19 protein-coding genes are annotated in these 21,280 nt (G+C 64.4%); 14 read left to right on the top strand and 5 right to left on the bottom strand.

What is annotated here, in order from left to right:
* Positions 1-630: 630 nt before the first annotated feature.
* Positions 631-1,437, bottom strand: a complete 807-nt coding sequence (locus tag NKJ77_RS20215; RefSeq protein WP_155923913.1) for an IclR family transcriptional regulator — start codon at positions 1,435-1,437, stop codon at positions 631-633.
* Between the two features lie 229 nt (positions 1,438-1,666).
* On the opposite strand from NKJ77_RS20215, the gene NKJ77_RS20210 reads away from it, so the two are divergent.
* Genes NKJ77_RS20210 through NKJ77_RS20195 form a run of 4 tightly spaced genes read left to right on the top strand, consistent with a single transcriptional unit; the run spans position 1,667 to position 6,176 of the window.
* Positions 1,667-2,719, top strand: a complete 1,053-nt coding sequence (locus NKJ77_RS20210) for an ABC transporter substrate-binding protein (protein WP_031194655.1) — start codon at positions 1,667-1,669, stop codon at positions 2,717-2,719.
* Between the two features lie 27 nt (positions 2,720-2,746).
* Positions 2,747-4,246, top strand: coding sequence for a sugar ABC transporter ATP-binding protein (locus NKJ77_RS20205; protein WP_196815041.1), 1,500 nt, complete (start codon positions 2,747-2,749; stop codon positions 4,244-4,246).
* Positions 4,243-5,208, top strand: coding sequence for an ABC transporter permease (locus NKJ77_RS20200; protein WP_023830467.1), 966 nt, complete (start codon positions 4,243-4,245; stop codon positions 5,206-5,208). Before NKJ77_RS20205 ends, NKJ77_RS20200 begins: the two co-directional genes overlap by 4 nt.
* On the top strand, positions 5,205-6,176 hold the full coding sequence (locus NKJ77_RS20195) for an ABC transporter permease (RefSeq protein ID WP_352535634.1): 972 nt from the start codon (positions 5,205-5,207) through the stop codon (positions 6,174-6,176). Before NKJ77_RS20200 ends, NKJ77_RS20195 begins: the two co-directional genes overlap by 4 nt.
* Here NKJ77_RS20195 and NKJ77_RS20190 read toward each other — a convergent pair.
* Positions 6,150-7,091, bottom strand: a complete 942-nt coding sequence (locus NKJ77_RS20190; protein WP_023830465.1) for an amidohydrolase family protein — start codon at positions 7,089-7,091, stop codon at positions 6,150-6,152. The two genes, NKJ77_RS20195 and NKJ77_RS20190, sit on opposite strands and share 27 nt — an antisense overlap.
* 68 nt (positions 7,092-7,159) lie before the next feature.
* On the opposite strand from NKJ77_RS20190, the gene NKJ77_RS20185 reads away from it, so the two are divergent.
* The 4 genes from NKJ77_RS20185 to NKJ77_RS20170 are packed head-to-tail and all read left to right on the top strand — an operon-like array spanning position 7,160 to position 11,084.
* On the top strand, positions 7,160-8,485 hold the full coding sequence (locus NKJ77_RS20185; RefSeq protein WP_031194652.1) for an alanine racemase: 1,326 nt from the start codon (positions 7,160-7,162) through the stop codon (positions 8,483-8,485).
* A 38-nt stretch (positions 8,486-8,523) separates the two neighbouring features.
* Positions 8,524-8,868 carry a RidA family protein gene (locus NKJ77_RS20180; protein WP_023804501.1) on the top strand — a complete coding sequence of 115 codons (345 nt, stop codon included), beginning with the start codon at positions 8,524-8,526 and terminating at the stop codon, positions 8,866-8,868.
* A 2-nt stretch (positions 8,869-8,870) separates the two neighbouring features.
* Complete coding sequence (locus tag NKJ77_RS20175) at positions 8,871-9,881, top strand: succinylglutamate desuccinylase/aspartoacylase family protein (protein WP_023827910.1); 1,011 nt, start codon at positions 8,871-8,873, stop codon at positions 9,879-9,881.
* 21 nt (positions 9,882-9,902) lie between these two features.
* A complete protein-coding gene (locus tag NKJ77_RS20170; protein WP_031194650.1) occupies positions 9,903-11,084 on the top strand; it encodes a hypothetical protein in 1,182 nt (393 codons plus the stop codon).
* 75 nt (positions 11,085-11,159) lie between these two features.
* On the opposite strand, the gene NKJ77_RS20165 is transcribed toward NKJ77_RS20170, so the two are convergent.
* Genes NKJ77_RS20165 through NKJ77_RS20155 form a run of 3 tightly spaced genes read right to left on the bottom strand, consistent with a single transcriptional unit; the run spans position 11,160 to position 14,324 of the window.
* Positions 11,160-12,011 (bottom strand): TIGR01459 family HAD-type hydrolase, encoded by an 852-nt coding sequence (locus NKJ77_RS20165; protein ID WP_023732354.1) that lies wholly within the window; start codon positions 12,009-12,011, stop codon positions 11,160-11,162.
* The gene (locus NKJ77_RS20160; protein ID WP_023723356.1) at positions 12,008-13,297 is read right to left on the bottom strand and encodes an FGGY-family carbohydrate kinase; all 1,290 of its coding nucleotides are present in this window, start codon (positions 13,295-13,297) and stop codon (positions 12,008-12,010) included. Before NKJ77_RS20160 ends, NKJ77_RS20165 begins: the two co-directional genes overlap by 4 nt.
* The gene (locus NKJ77_RS20155) at positions 13,281-14,324 is read right to left on the bottom strand and encodes a class II aldolase/adducin family protein (RefSeq protein ID WP_023670571.1); all 1,044 of its coding nucleotides are present in this window, start codon (positions 14,322-14,324) and stop codon (positions 13,281-13,283) included. The genes NKJ77_RS20160 and NKJ77_RS20155 overlap by 17 nt, the downstream gene beginning before the upstream one ends.
* Positions 14,325-14,517: 193 nt before the next feature.
* Here NKJ77_RS20155 and NKJ77_RS20150 point away from each other — a divergent pair, with 193 nt between their 5' ends.
* The 6 genes from NKJ77_RS20150 (at position 14,518) to NKJ77_RS20125 (ending at position 21,180) form a co-directional block, all read left to right on the top strand.
* Positions 14,518-15,300 carry a DeoR/GlpR family DNA-binding transcription regulator gene (locus NKJ77_RS20150; protein WP_023732352.1) on the top strand — a complete coding sequence of 261 codons (783 nt, stop codon included), beginning with the start codon at positions 14,518-14,520 and terminating at the stop codon, positions 15,298-15,300.
* A complete protein-coding gene (locus NKJ77_RS20145) occupies positions 15,297-16,676 on the top strand; it encodes an FGGY-family carbohydrate kinase (protein WP_023732351.1) in 1,380 nt (459 codons plus the stop codon). The genes NKJ77_RS20150 and NKJ77_RS20145 overlap by 4 nt, the downstream gene beginning before the upstream one ends.
* A gap of 44 nt (positions 16,677-16,720) precedes the next feature.
* Positions 16,721-18,217 (top strand): sugar ABC transporter ATP-binding protein, encoded by a 1,497-nt coding sequence (locus NKJ77_RS20140; protein ID WP_050589842.1) that lies wholly within the window; start codon positions 16,721-16,723, stop codon positions 18,215-18,217.
* A complete protein-coding gene (locus NKJ77_RS20135) occupies positions 18,214-19,206 on the top strand; it encodes an ABC transporter permease subunit (RefSeq protein ID WP_023830461.1) in 993 nt (330 codons plus the stop codon). Before NKJ77_RS20140 ends, NKJ77_RS20135 begins: the two co-directional genes overlap by 4 nt.
* Positions 19,207-19,282: 76 nt before the next feature.
* Positions 19,283-20,221 (top strand): ABC transporter substrate-binding protein, encoded by a 939-nt coding sequence (locus NKJ77_RS20130; RefSeq protein WP_023830460.1) that lies wholly within the window; start codon positions 19,283-19,285, stop codon positions 20,219-20,221.
* Between the two features lie 65 nt (positions 20,222-20,286).
* The gene (locus NKJ77_RS20125) at positions 20,287-21,180 is read left to right on the top strand and encodes a sugar phosphate isomerase/epimerase family protein (RefSeq protein ID WP_023707957.1); all 894 of its coding nucleotides are present in this window, start codon (positions 20,287-20,289) and stop codon (positions 21,178-21,180) included.
* Positions 21,181-21,280: the final 100 nt, after the last annotated feature.

Genomic DNA, 21,280 nt, shown 5'->3' with positions numbered 1-21,280 from the left:
CGGGAATCAGGTGACGTGAACAATCACCAGCCTGCCATGACCGCCCCCTCTCAGCGAATTTGCAGAACTCTCAGCACACTACCCAAAACCTCCGCTGATTCTTACCGCTTGCTGGATGGCACTGGCGGCTCCAGACCGACTGCGCGCTGTGTCACGCCGGTAGACCTTTGCACCTCTGGGCGCTTTTGAACTTGCAAGTCGATGGAATCGGGCAAGCTGGGTGTAGATGATGCAGTCGTCATCTTATCGAGGTCCGGCAGCAACACCATCTTTGCGTAGCGTGGAGGAACCAGATGGCCTCCGAAAACAGCGAATATCCCGCACACGAATAAAGCGAGAAGCAGGGCCGTAAGCACATCTGTGAAAATCTCGACAAATCTCATGTGCTCGCTCCGCGCGTAAGGATCCCGCCGCGCTCTCGACAGTAAGAGCGGCGGGATCCTCAACCGGCGATGAAGGGACTTTGATCGACGGTCTTCTCCTAATGTGGCTTCCGGTTGCGTGTTCCCTGGTTCGGACCTTATCCACCGACTATGGGACTAAGGTCCGGAACCTAAATGGAACCAATGGGGAAGAGCGGAATCCATGTGCCTTTAAGAGGCTTCAACCTGAGTGCACGACGGCTGATCGTCAGCCTCCCGCCAGAGACAGTCCACGGGCGCGCTCGCGCAGCAACGCAAGCAGTTCGTCGCGCCGTGGCTCCGGCGTGTCGACGGGTAACACCAAACACAAGGTCCTTTTGATGGCGCCGTGGCCGTCACGGATGGGGGCCGCCATGCACCAGGTGAAACGGTCGGCCAAGGCTGTGGTCTCGCTGAAACCCTGCCGGTGGGCCAAGGCAACATCGGCAAAGAATTCGGCTGGTGCAATGATGCGGCCGTCGGGAAGCTTGTAGTCGCCAGATGGGATGAAATCCCTCAACTCTTGCTCGTTCATATGGCCGAGGAGCAGCCGTCCGGATGCCGTCCATGGGATCGGCACCTCAACCCCGACATCGCTTGAGATCCGGAACGGGCCCGGCGAATCTCGGCAGTCAAGAACGACGTATTTGTTGCCACGCAGGCCGCATAGCTGGACCGTCTCGCCTGTCTCGGCGGCCAACTTATCCAAGGTCTCGATGATGCGACGGTAATGGGCGTTGTGATGTGAGTAGGCCCAGCCGAACAGATGCATGGCGCGTCCGAAATAGACGTAACCTTCACCGCCGACGTTTTCGAGCATTTCGGCGTCGAGCAGGCTGTTGACGATCTCGTAGGTGGTCGAACGCGGCGCGCCGATCATTTTGGCGATGTCGCCGACGCGCATTGGCGCGCGGTGCCGCAGCAACGCCTCGAGCAGCATGATGACGCGGTCAATGCCGCGTCGTCGTTCGCCGTTGCGCGGCTCCGCGCCGGCTTCCTTCCCGATCGCATCGTTAGTGCCGTCGCTCATGACCATCCGCCAAAATCATTTCGGTTCTCGTCTCAAGGCGCTTGAAAGATGTCAAGGCTCGGTCTAGCATCCAGTTTGTCCGATATACAGACACATTGTCTGAAATACCAGACAAACTAACGAGCCTGACGCAGACAAATCCCGAGGCGACACACGGTTTCCAAGATCCGGCGACCGACGGGTTTCCTCGCCCTTGTTCTGCACGTCGAGGCCACAACCTCTGAAGGGAACAGTCATGATGAAATCACCGTTTTTCGCATCCGCCAGCGCGCTTTGCCTCGGTCTCGTGCTGAGCTTTGGCGCCGGCTCGGCAGCCAATGCCGCCGCCAACTGCATCAAGGGCGACCGCAAGGCGCCGTACACGATCGGCTGGGCCAACATCTATTCCGTGCCGACCTGGATGAAGCAGACCCAAGGCACGATCGAAGTCGAAGTCGAGACCCTGAAGAAGCAGGGACTGGTCGACAAGCTCGTCGTCACCGACGCTCAGGGCGATGCCAACGTCCAGATCCAGCAGATCCAGTCGATGATCGATTCCGATGTCGACGCCATCATCCTGATCGCCGGTTCGTCGACCGCACCTGCACGCGTTCTGGCCGATGCCTGCGCCAAGGGCATCGCCATCATCAACTTCGACAGCCTCGTCGATACCGACAAGGTCACCGCCAAGGTCAACACCGATTCTTCGCAATGGGGCGACCAGGCCGCCAAGTTCCTGATCGACGCCATCGGCGGCAAGGGCAAGATCCTGATCCTCAATGGCCCCGCCGGGGTTTCGGTCAGCGATGACAGGCGCAAAGGCGCCGACGCTGAGCTCAAGGCCCATCCCGACGTGACGGTGCTTGCCGAGGCCAACACGCCCTACAACGTCGCGCCGGCACAGGAAGCCGTCACCAGCCTGCTCTTCGCCAACCCCGAGATCGACGGCATCCTGTCGCTCGGCGGTGCTCTGTCGGCAGGCGCCGTGCTGGCCCTCGACAAGCAGGGCCGCGAACAGGTGCCGATCACCGGTGAGAACGCCCGGCAGTTTTTGGAACTCTGGAAAGAAAAGGGCTTGAAGAGCTGGGCGACGATGCAGCCGAACTGGCTCGGCGCCTTCGCCACCTACACCGCCGTTCAGGCGCTGGAAGGCAAGGATGTGCCGGCTTTCGTCAAGATTCCGCTGCCGGTGATCGACAATTCCAACATCGACGAATACCTCGCCCGGGCCAAGGACTTCCCGGCTGACGGCTACATCTTTTCTCCTTACGATGAGGAGCTGTTCAAGAAGCTGCTGGCTCAGAAATAAGCCTGAAGGGTTGTAGCGTTGACAACCATGGCTCCGCTGCTCGCGGCGCGCGGGGTGTCGAAGTCTTTCTTCGGCAACCCCGTCCTGCGCGACGTTTCAATCGCTCTCCAGCCGGGCCGCGTGCATGCGCTGCTCGGCGAGAACGGCGCCGGAAAGTCGACCTTGATCAACCTTTTGTCCGGCGCCTTGAGACCGGATGGCGGGACGATCGAGGTCGATGGACGCGCGGTCTCACGCATGACGCCGGCTGTTGCGCGGCAGGCCGGCATCGCCGTCGTCCAGCAGGAACTCAGCCTGACGGCCAGTCTTTCCATCGCCGAAAATGTTGGTCTCGGCGCCTATCCCAAACGGTTCGGCCTGATCGACTACCGCGAACTCGCTGCGCGGGCGAGGGCCGCATGCGAACTTGTCGGGCTGCACGAGCCGCTGTCGACGCCGGTCGGGCATCTGTCGCTCGGCCGCCGCCAAATGGTGGAGATCGCCAAGGCGCTCTACCGCCGGCCGCGCGTGCTCATTCTCGACGAACCGACATCGTCGCTATCGGCAACCGAAACCAAAATCCTCACCGATCTGCTGCAGCGGTTGCGCGGCGAAGGCATCGCCATTCTCTACATCTCGCACCGACTGAACGAAGTCATGGCGCTATGCCAGCACGTCACCGTTCTGAAGGACGGCACCTGCACGGCCGACCGCACCCTGGAAGGCACCGACGCCGCCGGGTTGGTTCGGCTGATGGTCGGCCGCGATCCCGGTGATCTTTTTCCGCAATGGCAGCCTTCCAGTTTGCCTGCCAACGCTATCTCCGTCCGAAATCTTTCGGCCGGCCTGATGCGCGACGTCGATCTGGATATCAAAACGGGCGAAGTGCTTGGCATTGGCGGCCTGGTCGGGCAAGGGCAGGAAGATCTGCTGCTCGGTCTCTACGGCGCCATTCCGGCACGGACGGCGTCGGCGACCGTCAACGGCGCCTCCGGCCTGCCCGGCGGCGTGCCGAAAGCCAACGCGCTGGGGCTGGCCTATGTGCCCGCGGATCGCAAGCGCGAGGGCCTGCACCTGATCCATCCCATCATCACCAACATGATGCTGCCCGCCTTTGCCAGGCTGCCGGCGCTGAAGCTGCGCAGCCGCCGCGCAGAGCGCGAGACGGCCAAAAGCCTTGCCGCCCAACTCGGCATCAAGGGTCACCTCGGCCGGGCGGCGCAGGCTCTATCGGGCGGCAACCAGCAGAAGGTGGCGCTGGCGAAATGGATGCCGCACGACCCGTTGGTGCTTCTGCTCAACGATCCGACGCGCGGCGTCGACGTCGAAACCAAGCGTGAGATCTACATGATGCTTCGCAATTTCGCCGGCGCCGGCAAGGCGGTCGTGCTGCTCAGTTCCGACACGCCCGAACTCGTGCACCTTTGCGACCGTGTAGCCATCGTCCGCGAAGGCCGCATCGTCGCCATGCTGGCGCGTGGGGCGCTGAGCGAGGAAGCCATCGTCTCCGCCGCGATGGGCGCCGAACAGCGGAAGGTTGCGGCATGAACGGATCTTCCTCCGCCCGGCAGACCGATGCGCTCTACTGGCCGGTGCAACTGCGTCGCAATGTCGGCGTGCGCAGCCTGTTTGTCGTCGTCCTGGTGTTTCTCATCGCCTATGGCGTCCTCTTTCCGGGTCTGTTCACGGCGTCCGGCTTCGCCAAATTCACGCAGAGCTGGTTTCCATTGGCTCTGGTCGCGATGGCGCAGGCGATCCTGATGCTCACCGGCGGCATCAGCCTGGCCATCGGCGCGACGGTCAGCTTGGGCGCGGTCATCGCCGCGACGACGATGGCCGGGCCGCTGGGCGTCGCCGGGGGCACTGCCGCGGTGGCGCTGACGGGCCTCGGCATCGGGGCGGCGACCGGCTTCATCGTGGTACGGCTTCGGCTGCCGGCCATCGTGGTGACGCTTGCCGGGTCGTTCATCATCGGCGGCGCCGCACTGCTGATCCTGCCGCGGCCCGGCGGCGCAATCCCGGCGTGGCTGTCCGACCTGCTTGCCGGCAACACACCGGCGGCATTCGTGCTGCTGGTGGTCATCATTCTCCTGTGGAAGCTCTATCTCGCCACGCCGCTTGGCTTGAGCCTCTATGCCGCCGGCGAGAATCCGGTCGGCGCCTATCGCTCCGGCGTGCCGGTCGACGGCGCGCGCATTGCGGCCTATGCGGTCAGCGGTCTGCTCTCCACTGGCGCCGGCTTGTTCGTCGCCGCACAGACCGGTTCGGGCGACCCGGTCATCGGCGCCGCCTTTACCCTGAACTCGATTGCCGCTGCGGTGCTCGGCGGCATCGGCTTCCTCGGCGGCCAGGGCACGATGCGCGGCGCGCTTGCCGGCAGCCTGCTGCTCAGCCTGATGATCAGCGTCATGTTCTTCCTCGGCTTCACGCCGGTCGCACAATATGTGGCCCAGGGCCTGATCATCATCGGCGCGGTCGCCATCCCGCAATTCCGCAAGGCACAGCAATGACAGCATGGAATGACAGCGCGGGCCGCAAACGCGCCCTGACGGTCCTGCGCAGCCGGCCGTTTCTCACCGGTGCCATCGTTGCCGCGGTCTGGATCATGGCGAGCTTCGTTTCGCCCGGCTTCGGCGCTTATGGCCATCTGCGCTATCTGGTGGAGCTCGGCGCCGTCATCGGCCTGGTTGCCGCGGGCCAGACTTTTGTGGTGATCGCCGGCGGCATCGACCTTTCCGTCGCGGCCATCGTCACGGTCAGCGCCGTCAGCCTGCCGCTGCTGTCGTGGCAGGTGGATCCGACCGGCATCACCGCCATCCTTGCCGTTCTGGTGCTGACCACGGCAATCGGCCTGGTCAACGGGCTCGGCGTCGCTTTGCTGCGCGTCCACCCGATGATCATGACATTGGCCATGGCGACATTCCTGCAGGGTCTGTTGATCATCATCGCCGGCGGCAGCGCCGTGACCGCCGAGAACCCGCTGGTCCACTGGCTCGGCAACGGTCGGCCGGCCGGCATTCCCGCTGGCGTATTGTTGTGGGTGGTCGTCTCGGCGATCGTGCTGACCACGATGCATGCGACATCGCTCGGCGCCCGGATTTTCGCCATGGGCGCCAACCCGCTTGCCGCGGCGCTGTCCGGTGTTCCCGTCACGTCCACGACGCTTGCGGTCTACGGCATCAGCGGCTTCTGCTCGGGACTTGCCGGCGTACTCGTGTTGGGCATGAACGGACAGGGCTATGTCGGCATCGGCGATCCCTATCTGCTCGCCTCGATTGCCGCCGTGGTCCTCGGTGGCACCTCGATCCTCGGCGGGCTCGGCACCTATGCCGGCACCATCCCCGGCGCCATCCTGCTGGTCACCATCACCGCGCTGATCACCGTCGTCAACGCATCGCCCGGCTGGCGCAGCATCCTGTTCGGCTCGCTGATCCTCGGCCTGCTGCTGCTCTCAGGCCGGGAGCAGGCGCGCCGATGACACATCGTCGAGCCGATAGATGCGCTTTGCGTTGCCGAAGAACAGCGCCGTCTGCTCGTCGGCGGAAAAGCCCGCTGTGATGGTTTTGAAGCCGTCATATATGTCATCGAACGAGGCATGCAGGCCGGCGACCGGAAAGTCGCTGCCGAACATGGCGCGACCGGTGCCGAAACAATCGATGCAATGCAGGACGACGGGCTTCAGGCTGTCGAGCGTCCAGTCATGATCGTAGGCGACCAGATCCGATATTTTGATGGCGACGTTGTCGCATTGCGACAGAAGCCGCAGCCCGTCGCGCCACACCTGCATGCCATCGGCGTCGCGGTCGATCGGGCTACCGCAATGGTTGAGCACGAATTGCTGGTTGGGGAAGGCCCTGGCAAGCCGCCCCGCGTCGGCGAGCTGGCGCGGAAACACCATCATGTCGAAGGCCAGCCGATGCTGGCCAAGCAAGGCAAGCCCGGCGCGCCAGGCCGGATCGTCCATGATGCCGTCACGGGCCGCAAAACGGCGGGCAGGGTCGGGATCCCAGCTCAATATGTCGCGCACGCCGGCGACACGCTCGAACGCGGCTTGCGCTTCGATCAGCGCCGGCGCCTGGCGATCGGCGAGCGGCACGTGAACGACATAGCGGGCGGCGACGCCGCGCGATTTGTCGAGTGTTTCAAGCCAGCGCGTTTCTCCGATGCAGTCGCCACTCGCCCAGCCGGCTTCGACATGGACGGTGGCGACGACATTATGCCCTATGGCATCGCGCGCATAATCCCCGGGCAGATAGTTCCGCCGCAAGGGGCCAAGCTCGCCCAGGCCGCCGCGCTCGCCGGCCGTGGCGGCGAGCCAGGGATGCCGTCCCAGGCTGAGATCCCAAAGATGATGATGGGCGTCGATGATCGGTCCGGCGTAAGGTTCTGGCACGTATCTCTCTCAGGCTGTGACCGGCGATCGATCTGGCTTCGTTGCGACGGTGAAAGGGTTAGCATCGGATGACTGAAAACTCACCGGTTCCAGCCCTTTCGGTGCACGAAAATTTTCGGCTCGACGACCGCATCCGCGGCGTGCCTCCCGGCACAACCGGGCTTGACAGCAGCCTTGTCGCGGCCGAGCGCTGGCATCCGGCCGATGGACGCATGGCGCTTCCGGTGCTGACCCTCGACGAGGCGGCCTTCTCCGCCAATCGCGACCTGTTCCTGCGCTATGCGCGCGAACACAATGTCGCGATCGCTCCGCATGCCAAGACGCCGATGGCGCCCGACCTTGCCCGGTCGCTGGTCGAGGCCGGCGCATGGGGCACGACGGTCGCCGACATCAGGCAAGCGACAGTGATGCTGAAGGCCGGCTTGACACGGCTGATCATCGCCAATGAGGTTGGCGGAGCCGGCGGCGCCAACCGGCTGGCCGTGCTTGCTGGTGCCTGGCCGGATGCCGAGCTCTATGTCTTTGCCGACTCGGTCGACGCCGTGAACGCGCTTGCCGAGGCTTGGCGCGCCAATGCGGCGCTGCCGCCGCTGCGCGTGCTGGTCGAACTTGGTGCGGGCAGGGCGGGCGCCCGCACCACCGCGCAAGCCGAGGCCATCGCCGACGCGATCACGGCTGCCGGCGGGCGGCTGCTGATCGCCGGCGTTGCGACCTATGAAGGGGCGGCGGCGCAACCCGAGCCCGGTCGCACCGATGAGGTGATATCCGGCCTGCTGGCAATGACCGCCGATATGTTCCTGCGGCTGCGTGCCCGCGTCGGCGGCGACGCACCGCTGATCGTCACGGCCGGCGGCTCCGCCTTCTTCGACCAGGCGGTCGCGGCGCTTGCACCCCTCGTTTCCAGCGACGGCAACGCAACGCTGGTGCTGCGCAGCGGCGCCATCTTCTTCCACGACCACGGCACCTATGACCGTTCGCTCGGCGCCCTCGATGCCCGCAAGGGTTTTGCCATAGGCGGCATCAGCGCTTCGGCGCGGCATTCCTTTCGCCCTGCGCTACGCCTGTGGGCCGAAGTGCTGTCGCGGCCGGAGCCAGGCCTTGCCATCTGCGGCATGGGCATGCGCGACGTGTCGTTCGACCAGGGCTTTCCAACGCCGCTCACCGTCTTTCGTGCCCGCAAGCCGCTGCCGATGCCGGCGGCGCGCGCCGAGGTGGTCAAGCTCAACGACCAGCATTCCTTCCTGTCGATTGCGCCGAGCGACGACATCGCCGTCGGCGACGTCGTCGAATTCGGCATCTCGCATCCCTGCACCTGCCTCGACCGTTATCGCGTGATCTTCGGCGTCGACGCGACCGGCCACGTCCGCCACGCTTTCCCCACCTGGTTCGGCTGACCAGATCCCCCAAAAAGAGAACCTCGAAAGGATCCGATATGATCAAGTATTTTCAGTCCGGCTCGCGCATGTCGCAGGCAGTCGTCTATGGCGGCCTCGTTCACATAGCCGGCCAGGTGGCCAACGATCGCAAGGCCGGCATCGAAGGCCAGACCAGCGACGTGCTGGCCAAAGTCGAGGCGCTGCTGGTCGAGGCCGGCAGCAGCAAGTCGAAGCTGGTGGCGGTCAACATCTTCCTGCCGCAGATCGGTGATTTCGAGGCCATGAACAGCATCTACGATGCCTGGGTCGATCCTGCCCGCCTGCCGGCGCGGGCCTGCGTCGAGGCGCGGCTTGCCGACCCTGATCTGCGCATCGAAATCACCGCCGTCGCGGCGGTCTGACCATGCACACCGGCCTCGCCCACACGCTCGATTTCGACCGCCACGGCAAGACGCTCAGCCATCTAAGCATTCCGTTCTCGATCGATCGCTCGCCCTACTTTCAGGTCAAGGTGCCGATCTGCCTCATCCGCAATGGCGACGGCCCGTCACTGCTTTTGATGGCCGGCAATCACGGCGACGAATATGAGGGCGAGCTGTCGCTGGCAAAACTGGCGCGCCGGCTCGATCCGAAGCGGATCAAGGGCCGCATCACCATCATGCCGATGGCCAACGCCCCTGCGGTGATGGCCGCCAAGCGCTGCTCGCCGCTCGACGGCGGCAATCTCAACCGGGCGTTTCCCGGCGATCCCTCGGGAACGCCGACAAGCCGGCTCGCGAATTTCCTTGAGACGGAGCTGTTTCCTCGTCACGACGTCGTCTTCGATATCCATTCGGGCGGCACGTCGATGGAGCATCTGCCGACCGCGCTGGTCGAACGCAACGCCGATCCCGAGCGCCACCGGCGTGGCGTCGAGCTGATGCGCACGCTCGGCATGCCCTACGGCTTTATCGCTGACAACGGCCAGGCCTCGCCGACCTCGATGGGCGCAGCGCGCCGCGCCGGCGCCATCGGCGTCAGCGGTGAGTTCGGCGGCGGTGGCACCGCAACGGTCGATTCGATGGCGATCACGGCCCGCGCGCTCGACCGTCTGATGATAGCAATGGGTGTGGTCGGCGCGCCGGTTCTTGGCGCTGGCGAAAAGCCTTCAGCGCCGACAAGGCTGCTGTCCCTGTCCAGGCACAGCCAGGGCCTCTATGCCACCCGCCGCGGCTGGTTCGAGCCCGCCGCCAGGCTCGGCGACAGTGTCACTTCAGGACAATTGGCCGGCTGGTACCACGATCTCGAGCGGCTCAATGTTGCCGAGGAGGCCCTGCATTTCGCCGAAAGCGGCTTGGTGCTGTCGCGCCGGCTGCACACGATGTGTGAGGCGGGCGACTGCCTAATGCAGGTCGCAGAGCCGGTCGACGGCTGAGCCAAAGGCAGAGGATATTCCATGCAGCAACTGTCCATGTGGACCTATCCCTGGGACATCCAGGATCTCGGCCTGGAGACGGTCGAACGTGATCTTGTCGAGCGCGCCGGGCTCAACATGATCAGCCTGGCGACATCCTATCATGCCGGGCGCTTCCTGCAGCCGCGCAGCCCGCGCCGCAAGGCCTATTTCCCTGAGGACGGCACCATCTATTTCAAGCCGACCGCTGCGCGCTGGGGAAGTCTAGCCATCCAGCCCAAGGTGGCTGACGTGATCGCTGAGGGCGGCGACGTGCTCGGTCAGCTTATCCGCAGGCGCGACGCAGGCGGGCTAGGCGTTTCGTGCTGGACGGTCTGCCTGCACAACACCCGCCTGGGCATGCTGCATCCGCAGGCCGTCACCCGCAACGCCTTCGGCGATGCCAACTACTACAATCTCTGCCCGTCCCATCCCGATGCGCGCGCCTATGTCCGCGCGCTGATCGCCGACATCTCGCACAGCTACCGGCCGGACCGGATAGAACTTGAAAGCCCGTCCTTCATGGGCTTTGCCCATGAATACCATCACGAGAAGGACGGTGTCGGGCTGACGCCGGAAGACGATTTTCTTTTGTCTCTGTGCTTCTGTCCGTCCTGCGTCGCCCGTGCGGCAAAAGCCGGCATCGATGCCGAGGCGGCGCGCAAGCTGACCAGGCAATGGATCGTCGAGACCTGCGAGCGTGCGGTGCCTGAGCGGCGCTTTCCCGATTTCCCCGCCTGCGGCCTCGACGCCTTTGCCCCGTGGCCGGAGCTCCATGCCTATCTCTTGTGGCGATTCGAGCCAGTGACCAGCCTGGTCGCCGAACTGCGCGAGGTAGCCGATCCCACGACGCGGGTCGTTATTATCGATCTGAAAGACGGCTGGCTTGGCGGTTGCGATCTGGCAGCGCTGGGCAAGGTCTGCGACGGGGCGATCCTGTGCGCCTACGACATGCAGGCCGGCGATGTCGCCAGCCTGATGGCGGCCGGCCGTGCGGCACTGGGCGCGGACAAATTCCTCGGCGCCGGCTACCGGCTGTTCTATCCGGAAATGGTCCGCCCCGACATCCTCGCGGCCAAGGTGAAGCCGGCGCTGGCGCCCGGTGTTGACGGCATCAATTTCTACAATTACGGCCTCATTCCAGCCGCGCGGCTCGACTGGATCCGCGCTGTTCGGCGGTCTTGAGCCAGCCGGCCAATGCTCGTCGGCCACGAGGCGTTGAGGCCGGATTCGCGCGCGAGCGCTGCCAGGTGAATCAAATCAGCGAAACCTGAAGCGATCCATGGTGTAATCCGGGTAGGCGTCCATCGTGTCGAACAGATCGAACAGGTCAGGGGTCTCCGCCAATATTCCTGACAGAACCAGCACCGTGGCCACGCCGGCAGCAAGTCCGCCGGCGATGTCGTGTTCGACACTGTCGCCGACGCAGACCACAGTGCCGCGGTCTGGATCGCCTGCCAGCGCTAGTGCGGCGCCGAATATGGCGGGGTAGGGCTTGCCGATACGCGTGACGCTACCACCGAGGTCCTCGTAGAGATCCGCCAGCCGGCCGGCGCCGAAGCGCGGCCCCACTGCCGTCAGCATGATCTTGTCAGGGTTGGTGCAGAAGCATGGCACCTGCCGCACCGCAGCCGGCGCAAGAAGTCGGCGATAGTGCTCAAGATCATAGCGGTCCCCCTCGCTGGCCGAAATCAGCACCAGCCCGGCATCGTCACCGTCCTTAGTCAATGCGAACGGCAGACCTTCGATCGCCGAGCGGTCATCGTCGCGGCTTATCAACAGGCATTTCGTGTTTGGCAGTAGCTTTCCGGATACCGCCATGTCGTGGAAGAACTCCCACGCGACCTCGCCGGAAGAAACAAAATGGTCCCAGCTTCCCGGTTCGAAGCCGAGCTTTAGCAGCCGGCTCTCGTTAGGCCCCGCCCGCTTGCCGGAGTTCGAGATCAGCACAATGGTCTTGCCGGCGCGCTTCAGCGCCGACAGTGCTTCCACTGCCCCTGGATAGGGGCTGGCGCCGTCATGCAGCACGCCGAACTGATCGAGCAGGAAAAAATCATAGCGCTCGGCCAGCTGGTTGACGCCGTTGAGGTGTTCGACTGTTTTCGCGCTCATAGAAGCCCCGCCGCGCTTGCGCCCATCAGCGCCAGCCGCGCTGTGCCGGCGGCGGCTTCGTCCGAAAGCGCCGGCAGGAAATCAACACCAAGTCTGCGCTGCCGGATCGCCGTCCAGGCGGCATTCGCCGCACCGCCGCCGACGCTTCTGACCGACGTCAGCTGCGGAGCGCCGAGCTCGGCGAGCCTGTCATAGCCGAGCGCCTCGATCGCGGCGATACCCTCCAACATGGCTTTCAGATAGTCGGCGTCCTCCACCGGTCGCGGCACAAGACGCGGCGGCAGTGCCGGATCGGCGATCGGAAAGCGTTCGCCTGCAGTGGCAAGAGGATAGTAGTCGAGGCCGGTCTCGGTCATCGGGTCGATCGCCATGCTCAGCTCGACGATGCGCGCCAGAGGGAAATGCTGTGTCAGCACCTTGCCGCCGGAGTTCGATGCGCCGCCCGCCAGCCAGACATCTCCAAGCCGATGGCTGTAGATGCCGAAGCGTGGCGCCGAGATAGGCCGGTCGGACAGGATCTTGACGGTCAACGACGACCCCAGCGCGGTGACGCCGTCGCCTATTGCCGCGGCACCTGTCGCCAGGAACGAGGCGCAGCCATCGGTCGTTCCGGCGACGACGGCGATTTCGCGCGGTAAGCCGAACATATCCGCGGCATCCGCGGTGAGTTTGCCGACGACATCGCCCGGCCTGGCGATACCGGGCAGCAACTCCATGCGCATTTCGGTGGCCGCAATCCAGTCCGGCCAGCAGCGGGCCGTGATGTCGTAACCGGTTTTCAAGGCATTGTTCTCGTCGCTGACATCGAAGCGACCGGAGAATTGTCCCGCGATCCAGTCCGCCTGATGCAGCACCGCGGCAACACCGGGCGTGCGCTGGAACCAGAGCGCCTTGGCGAGACCGGACGTCGCCCCAAGTGCGGCACTGGTCGCTGGGGCTTCGCGAGCGATCGCGACCAGAATGGCGTTGTCGGCGACCGTATCGTTGTACATCAGCGGCTCGGCCAGCGGCCGCCCGGCGCCGTCGACCGGCAGCAACGTACCTGAAGTGCCGTCAACAGCGATCGACCGGACCGCTGTTCGGTCGATGCCCGAAAGCAGTTCCGCCAGCGCTGCGCCGACCGCTGACCACCACACTGCAGGGTCGCGGGCATTCCGGCCAAACAACTCGAGCGAAACGGCGGAACGCGCGGCAATGGAAAAATCCGGACGCATGGCGACCGCGCGCGCGCCGGACGTGCCGATGTCGATGCCTATGGCAAGCGGCGTGTCAGCGGCTGGCGGCATTGAGTTTCTGGCGATACTTCTCGGCGTCCCAGTTGACCAGTTCATCGTTCTCGGCGGCGGTGAGGTAGTTCAGCCGCGCTGCAATGTCGATGCGTGCCGTCACGTCGGCAAGGCAGCGTTGCATGGCGTCGGCGCCCGCACTGGCATCGCCGCGCATCAGCACGCCCAGCCCGGGAAACAGGATCGCCACGGGGTTTGTACCGCACCGCTCGATGACGCGCGGCACATCCTCACCGGGCTTTGCCACCACCGACCCCCGACCCAGAAAGATGACGTGATCGGGGTAGAGGCTGCCCCCGGACGCCATGCGGCGGCTTTCGGGATCGATGGCGACCGCGTGCGCCTCGATTTCCGCCGGCAGCCTGTAACCGGTTTTCCCGGCCAGCGCCGCCAATCCCGCAACATCCGGTTCCGCCACTTGGCGCGCCGGCCGCGCCAGAAGCAGCGTGACGCGGCGCAGCAGCACTTCGGCCTCGGCGACGGTATCGGCCGCGACGACCAGCCCGTGATTGGCAAGGATTAGCACGTCGACCCCAGCCTGAAGCCGCTCGGCAATACCCTGGGCAAGCGGCAGGCCTGGCCGGAAATAAGGAACATACGCCCATTTGAGACCATCAAGGCGTCTGGCGGCTTCCACCTCGCAATTGGCCTGTACCGCCAGCGAAATGGTTTCGACGCAATGGACATGCAGGACGACGCGCTGCGGCATCAGCGCGTGAACGGTGGTTTCAATCGAAGGGCGCAGGCGCCGGGCGTTGAGCGTCTCGATGGCGAAGATCTGCGGCTGGTCGGCGGCGCTGTCGCGCTGTTCGACAGCCCTGAGCAGCGGCGCCATCGCCACCGGGACCATGATGTCTTCGGAGAGCGCATCCTTCAGCCATGTGCCGGAAGCCTTGATCCACAGCGTGTCGCCGGCTTTCAGCGAGGTGTTGCCGCCGGCGGCCTGGGTCAGGTTTGGATTGCGCCCGATGCTGGCCGAAAGCGCCCGCAAGGCAGCCATTTCCTGCGCATCCGCATAGCTCGCCATGGCGCATTTCCTCTATCAGCTCCGTCAGCCTCGCAGCTTCGGATACCCGTCGTGGGATGTTGATGTGTATCGCAGATGCGAGCGACTTACGTCAATAGTGATCTAATGTCATCAAAGGTTCTTGCAATCGGAAAGATGTTGAGTAAGTTACGTCAAATGCCGTGGCAAAAACGGCTCCTGGGAGGAAAAACGATTGAGCGACTCCGGCCGCCAGCGTCAGATCGTCGAGTTGCTGCGGGATCGCCCCTTCGCGTCGGTGCGCGAACTGCAGGAGCAGCTCGGCGTGTCGGCGGCGACGGTGCGGCGCGACATCGACAAGATCGACGAGGCCGGTGAAGCACGGAAGGTCTATGGTGGCATCTCGGCGCTCGACGGCGCTTCACAGGCGGGTGTTGCCTATGCCAGGCCCTATGACGAGAACCGCGACCTCGCGGTCGAGGCCAAGCGGCAGATCGCCGCTCTCGCGGCCACGATGGTGCGCGACGGCGATGCGGTCATCGTGCATGGCGGTTCGACCTGCTTCCACCTTGGGGTCAAGCTGGCTGAGCGCAGCATCCGTCTCTATACCAATTCGATGCCGCTCGCGGCCTATCTGAGCGACCACGGCCATTGCAGCCTGACCGTTGCCGGCGGCGATCTGCATCGTGAGCCGGGCATCATCCATTCACCGACCCAGGCGGAGCCGTTCTACGCATCGAAGTTCTTTCTCGGCGCGCAAGGCCTTGGCCAGGAGGGCGTGCTGGAATCGCACCCGCTGCTGGTCCGCTCCATCGCCGATCTCAGCCTGTGTGCCGACCAGATCGTGGTGCTGGCCGACAGCCGCAAACTGTCGATCCACGCCCGTAACATCGCGCTGCCCTTGTCGCGCATCGGCACGCTGGTGACCGATGACGGCCTGTCCGACGTCGACGCGCGCATGCTGGAAGACGCGGGCGTCATGGTGCGCATCGCTTCGGCTCCGGGAGCCATCCAGTGAAGATGGCCGTCCTCGATTTCGGCAAGACCAATTCGAAGCTGTTCGTCTTCGCTCAGGACGGGCGCATCGTCGACGAGCGCCGGACCCGGCCGAACTGGATGCGCAAAGATGGCTTCAGCGTGCTTGATGAGGCAGCACTTCACGATTGGGCGGTTCGCGCCGTTAGCGAGGCCGCCGACGTCCATGGCGTACAGGGCGTGATGGTGTCGGGCCATGGCTGCACCTTTGCCCTGGTCGACGAGGCGGCGCTGACGCATCCGATACTCGATTATGAGCAAGAGCCGCCGGCTGATATTGCCGCGCAAATTGATCGCCTCGTTCCGGATTTCACCGAGACCTTCTCGCCGCGATTGCCGCTCGGCTTCAACTACGGTCGCCACATGCTGTGGCTACAGGCGGTGCAACCCGGTGCATTCACGGCCGCGAAATCGATCCTCGGCTATCCACAATACTGGAGCTGGCGGTTTGGCGGCCGGGCGGTCTCGGAAGTGTCCTATCTCGGCTGCCACTCGCATTTATGGGCGCCGCGCAAGCGCGACTTCAGTTCGCTGGTCGACATCGAGGGCTGGCGCGACCGGATGCCCGCTTTCGAGCGGGCGGGCTCGGTTATCGGCGAGCAACGCCTCGGCGACACGAAGCGGCGGATCGCCATCCACAATGGTGTCCATGACAGCAATGCCGCGCTCCATGCCTATCGCCGGCAGGAGCTTGGCCCGGTCACCGTCGTCTCGACCGGCACCTGGGTCGTCGTGCTTAATCCGGATTGCCTGCTCGACGCGCTCGATGGCCAGCGCGACATGCTGGTCAATGTCGATGTCGACGGCGGCCCTGTGCCGACCATCCGCTTTATGGGCGGGCGCGAATTCGCCACGATCAGCGACGGCTGGCAAGGCGCGATCGCGCCGGCGACAGTGCAGCGGGTGATCAACGCCGGCAGCATGGCGCTGCCGAGCTTCGCGCCGGGCGGACCAATGCCCGGCCGCGCCGGCAAATTGGTCGGCCGCATGCCAAGCGCCGAGGAACGCGCAGCCGTGGCGCTGCTCTACGTCGCGCTGATGGTCGACCTCTGCCTCGACCAGATCCATTCGGACAACACCGTGATCGTCGATGGCGGACTGAACGCTGGCGGCCTGCTCGCCGGGCTAGTGGCGCAACTGCGTCCCAGCCAGGCCTTCCTGCAAGGGGCCACACTGGAGGGCAGCGCCACCGGGGCGGCGGCGCTGGCCTTCGAGACCGTCGGCCGCGAATTTGCCGCGGAAGTGCCGGAGCCCGTGCGTGCCGCAAGCTTCACCGGACTTGCCCGATATCGCGACACATGGCGTGGCCTCATCGGCGAGCAGGGCATCCCCCGCGCGGCAGCGGGAGGCGCACGGTGATTGTCGCTGCTCAGGCCGAAGTCACGCGCCAGCCAGTGCTGGAAATGCGGCACATCTCGAAGACGTTCGGGCCAGTCCGCGCCTTGCAGGACGTGTCGCTGACCGTCCATGCCGGCGAAGTCCATGCGCTGATGGGTGAAAACGGTGCTGGCAAGTCGACTTTGATGAAGGTGCTGTCCGGCGCCTATCGGCCTGATGCCGGCGGCGAGATACTGATCGACGGCGTGCCGGTCGCCACCGGCGACCCGATCAAGGCGCGGGCTCACGGCATTGCGGTTATCTATCAGGAACTGTCGCTGGCGCCCAACCTGACGGTCGCGCAGAACATCTTCCTCGGCAATGAGCCGAGGCGTTTTGGCATCGTCGACCGCGACCAATGCTACCGGCGCAGCAATGAGATCATCAAGCGTCTCGGCGTGTCCTTCTCCGCACGGGCTCAGGTTTCCAGCCTGTCGCTCGGCGAGCGTCAGCTGGTCGAAATCGCCCGCGCGCTTTCGACCAGCGCGCGCATCATCGTCATGGACGAGCCAACCACCTCGCTGACCTCGCGCGAGACCGACCGTCTCTTCGAGGTCATCGCGACGCTGAAGTCGCAAGGCATCGCCATCATCTACATCAGCCACCGCATGGAAGAGGTCTACCAGTTGGCCGACCGTGTCAGCGTGCTGCGCGACAGCGGCTATGTCGGCACACTCGAGCGTGCCGAGCTGAACGCCTCGCGCCTCGTCTCGATGATGGTTGGCCGCGACCTGTCCGCTTTTTACAGGAAGGATCATCGCCCGCCGGACAACAAGCGCGCGGTCGCCTTGTCGGTGCGCGGCATGGCGGACGGCAATCTCCTGAAGAACTGCTCCTTCGAACTGTACAAGGGCGAGGTGCTGGCTCTGGCTGGCCTTGTCGGCTCGGGCCGCACCGAACTCGCGCGACTGATCTTCGGTGCCGACAGACGCATCGCCGGCACGCTGGAACTCGACGGCAAGCCCGTAACCATCGGCTCGCCAAGCGAGGCACTGAATGCCGGCATCGCCTATCTCACCGAGGACCGCAAGGAGCTCGGCCTCTTTCTCGACATGTCGATCTCCGACAACATCAGCATGGGCGTGCTGGCCAGGGATGCGCGGCCCGGCGGCTTGCGCGATTTCAAAGCCGCCGAGAGACGTGCTGCCACTGCCGTTTCGGATCTCTCCATCCGCACCAGGTCGGTACAGGCCAATGCCGGTTCGCTGTCGGGCGGCAACCAGCAGAAAGTGTTGCTTGCCCGCCTGCTCGAGACCGAGCCGCAAGTGGTCATCCTGGATGAACCGACGCGCGGCGTCGATGTCGGAGCGAAGTCGGAAATCTACCGGCTGATCGACAATCTCGCCAAAAAGGGCATCGCCATCCTGATGATCTCCAGCGAACTGCCGGAGGTGATCGGCGTTGCCGACCGCGTGCTGGTAATGCGCGACGGCACGATTGCCGGCGAGGTTACGGCGTCCAAAGACCAGCCGCTGCGCCAGGAAGCAATCATGGAACTTGCAACGGGAGCGGCCAACGGATGACCGACAAGGCGACCGAGATCAGTGGCCAGGTTGTCGGCAGGAGCCGGTGGTTGCGCACCGCCTTCGCCGCCCTTGGCATGCTGCCGATCCTGATCCTGCTGGCGGTCGGCTTTCAGTTGATGAACGCGCGCTTCTTCACCCAGACCAATTTGCTGATCGTCATGCAGCAATCGTCGATCAACATTGTGCTGGCAGCGGGCATGACCTTCGTCATCCTGACCGGCGGGATCGACCTGTCCGTCGGCTCGATACTTGCCGCCTCGGCGATGGTGGCGGTGATGGTGTCGCTGGTGCCCGATTGGGGACTGCTGGGCGTGCCGGCGGCCATTCTCGTCGGCCTCGGCTTCGGCGTCATCAACGGGCTGCTGATCGCCTATATCAGACTGCCGCCCTTCATCGTCACGCTGGGGTCGCTGACCGCTGTGCGCGGCGTCGCCCGCCTGCTCGGCCAGGACACCACGGTGTTCAACTCGGACCTGCCGTTCGACTTCATCGGCAACGGTTCGCTGTTCGGCATTCCGTGGCTGGTCATCATCGCCTTGTCGGTCGTGGTGCTGTCCTGGCTGGTGCTCAAGCGCACCGTGCTCGGCACCTGGATCTATGCCGTTGGCGGCAATGCCGAAGCGGCGCGGCTGACCGGCATCAAGGTGCCGCTGGTGCTGCTCTTTGTCTATGGCGTTTCCGGCCTGCTGGCCGGCCTTGGCGGCGCCATGTCAGCGGCCCGGCTTTATGCGGCCAACGGGCTGCAACTCGGCCAGTCCTACGAGTTGGATGCCATCGCCGCGGTCATTCTCGGCGGCACCAGCTTCGTCGGCGGCGTCGGCTCGATCTGGGGCACGCTGATCGGCGGCCTGATCATAGCGGTGCTCTCCAATGGGCTTATCTTGGCCGGTGTCTCGGACATCTGGCAGTACATCATCAAGGGATTGGTCATCATCGTGGCAGTCGCCCTCGACCGCTACAGGCTCCAGGCAGGAGCGAGAACGTGATTGACCTTGGTCGCCGGCGTAAACGACCGGTTTGTGTAACGCACCGTGAGAGGCGCGGGGCAATTGGAGGAAAGCAATGAAGACCATCGCTAAACTGCTCTGCGGCGTCGTACTCGCGGCTGCCGCCATCGCGCCCGCATCGGCCAAGGACCTCAACAAGGTCGGCATCTCGGTCGGCCTGCTCGGCAACCCCTTCTTCGTCGCCACCATCAAGGGCATCGAGGACGCAGCCAAGAAGATCAACCCGAAGGTCGAGGTGACGTCAGTGTCGGCCGACTACGACCTCAACAAGCAGGTCTCCCAGGTCGATTCCTTCATCGCCGCTGGCGTCGACGTCATCATGCTCAATGCGGTCGATGCCAAGGCGATCGGCCCGGCGGTGAAGAAGGCGCAAGCAGCGGGCATCGTCGTTGCCGCCTTCGACGTCTCGGCGCCAGGCGCCGACGTCACCGTGATGACCAACAACGTCAAGGCCGGCGAAGAGGCCTGCCAGTACCTGGTCGACCACACCGGCGGCAAGGGCGACTACGTTATCCTCAACGGCCCGGCGTCGTCGTCGATCCTGGAGCGGGTGAAGGGCTGCAAGGACGTCCTTGCAAAACACCCCGACATCAAGATCCTCTCCGACGACCAGAATGCCGAAGGCTCGCGCGACGGCGGCCTGAAGGTCTTTCAGTCGCTGCTGACCCGCTTCGACAAGATCGATGCGGTGTTTGCCATCAACGATCCGACGGCGATCGGCGCCCAGCTTGCGGCCAAGCAGCTCAATCGCTCGGAGTTCATCTTCACCGCAGTGGATGGAGCGCCCGATATCGAGAAGGAACTCGCTTCCGGCACCTCGATGATCAAGGCCTCGGCTTCGCAGGATCCCTATGTGATGGCTGGCCAGTCGCTGACGATGGCGGCTGAGCTGCTTGCCGGCAAGAAGCCGGCGGAGCCGACCGTGCTGCTCGACCCGAAGCTGATCACGGCCGAGAACCTGAAAGACTACAAGGGCTGGACCGCAGCCCGCTAAGCCTCCCAAGGCCGATGCGGCCGGGGCAACCCGGCCGCATCTCAATTCAGAAACGGGAGACGATCATGTCGCGCATCGGTATTCATTCCTTCGTCTGGTCGGCGAGTTCGGCGCAAGGCGACCTCGAACGGACGCTGGCCAACACCAAGGAGGCCGGTTTCGACCTGATCGAGTTCTCCTATCTTGACCCGGCCAATGTCGACGTTGGCGGGTTGGCCAGGCGCATCGCCGACCTCAAGCTCGGCGTCGCGATCAGCATCGGCCTGCCGGCCGACGGCGACATTTCGAGTGCCGACAAGGCGGTTGCCGCGCGCGGCGTCGAGATCCTCAACGAGACGATCGCGCTCACCCGCGATCTCGGCGGCCAGAAGATTGGCGGCATCCTCAGTACCAGCCACGGCTTGCAGACGCAGGCGCCGACGCGCGATCAGTGGAACCGCAGCGCGGGTACACTTGCGAAGGTTGCGGAGACGGCCAAGGCCGCCGGCGTCACGCTCAATCTGGAGATCGTCAATCGCTTCGAAAGCAATCTTCTCAACACCGCTTCACAAGGCCTGGCCTTCATCGCGGACACCGGCTCCGACAACATCTTCCTGCATCTCGATACCTTCCACATGAACATCGAGGAGGCCGATGTCGGACTGGCTATCCGCCATGCCGCTGACAAGATCGGTTATGTCCATATCGGCGAGAGCCATCGCGGTTTCCTCGGCACCGGCAATATCGACTTTGCCGCCATCTTCGATGCGCTGACCGCGATCGGCTATAGGGACGACCTCAGCTTTGAATCCTTCTCGTCGAAGATCGTCGACGAGAACCTGTCACGGAAGACCGCGATCTGGCGCAATCTGTGGTCCGACAATATGGAATTGGCCCGGCATGCGCGCGCCTTCATCTCAATCGGTCTGGAGACGGCGCAGCGAAAGGCAGAGCTTGTTGCATCGAGACATCGTCCTTAGCAGGAGCGCGCTGCCAAAGCGCCAATGTTGTCGTTCATCCGGCCCGCGCCTTACGTGCAAGGAATCGACGTCGGAGGCGCTGAGTGTGGCGGAGGCAGTC

The sequence above is a fragment of the Mesorhizobium sp. M0052 genome (assembly GCF_040323255.1).
GTDB lineage: Bacteria > Pseudomonadota > Alphaproteobacteria > Rhizobiales > Rhizobiaceae > Mesorhizobium.
Note: the sequence above shows the minus strand (reverse complement) of the source record. Positions and strands in the feature narration are given on the sequence as shown.